Genomic DNA, 1,203 nt, shown 5'->3' with positions numbered 1-1,203 from the left:
GGTCGGGTTATCTTCAACAGGGCCATCAAGCGAGCGAAACTTCTCCGCTTCTTTGAGACGCTTCCGCCCTGTAGGGTCGGGATGGAAGCCTGCGGCTCGTCTCATCACTGGGGTCGCCAGCTGCGCAAATTGGGGCACGACGTGAAGCTCATGCCCGCCGGATACGTCAAACCCTACGTGAAGCGCGGCAAGAGCGACGCCGTTGATGCCGAGGCAATCTGTGAAGCGGTTCGTCGACCAACTATGCGGTTTGTCGAGATCAAAACGGAAGGGCAGCAAGCCATCCTCTCAATTCATCGGACACGAGATCTAGCCGTCCGGCAGCGCACCCAACTGGCCAACATGATCCGCAGTCTTTTGCGCGAGTTTGGGCACATTTTACCCATTGGGATCGAAGCAGTGACGGCTTTTGCAAAGCGTCACCATGATGGCGACCAACCAGAGATGCCGGAGATCGCGAACGGCATGCTCGGCATACAGTGCTACCAGTTCATCGGCTTGAACGCGCGCATCGACGGCTATTCGAAGATGATCGAGCAACATGCTCTGATGAATGCAGACGCACGCCGATTAATGCGAATGCCTGGCATCGGGCCGATCACGGCATCAGCGATCGTCGCAACGATCGGCGATGCAAAACAGTTCCGGACCGGACGCGATCTGGCGGCCTGGCTCGGACTGACCCCACTCAACAAGTCTAGCGGTGGCAAGGAACGTCTGGGCAAGATCACGAAGCAGGGTGATCGCTACATTCGCAAGCTGTTGGTCGTAGGCATGACATCGCGCGCTGTGATGGCGAAACGTTCGCCAGAGAAGGTCGATCTGTGGACAGCGAGAATTATCGCTGACAAACCATTCCGATTGGCAACAACCGCCATGGCCAACAAGGCCGCTCGGGCCATCTGGGCGATGCTCACGAAGAAACTGGAATACCGGCAGCCTGCGTTCTAACCGCGCCGACAGCCCACGAGATGCAAGACGTTGAAGTGATGATGCGGAATTAAGTCAACCAAGAGCAAGGACACTCCGGGAACGGCAGCGACCCTCAGAGGTCGATAAGCCGATTGGAACCTCGCTCGCGGAATTCATCAAGGCCAGTGGCGACAATGCCGCCACGCAAACAGGCCGGACAGACGAAGGTACTGACAAAAACGACCGCAAAAATCGCCAATAAACTCTTGCAATGCAGGAGCCACCCACAGA

The 1,203-nt window shown here is 57.0% G+C and carries 1 protein-coding gene; it reads left to right on the top strand.

Features of this window, described 5'->3' with window-relative positions:
* On the top strand, positions 1-951 hold a 951-nt coding region (locus GOX66_RS25505; protein ID WP_170766716.1), incomplete at its 5' end, for an IS110 family RNA-guided transposase.
* Positions 952-1,203: the final 252 nt, after the last annotated feature.

Origin of the sequence: Ruegeria lacuscaerulensis, from assembly GCF_013031245.1 — a bacterium.
Classification (GTDB): domain Bacteria; phylum Pseudomonadota; class Alphaproteobacteria; order Rhodobacterales; family Rhodobacteraceae; genus Ruegeria; species Ruegeria lacuscaerulensis_C.
Note: the sequence above shows the minus strand (reverse complement) of the source record. Positions and strands in the feature narration are given on the sequence as shown.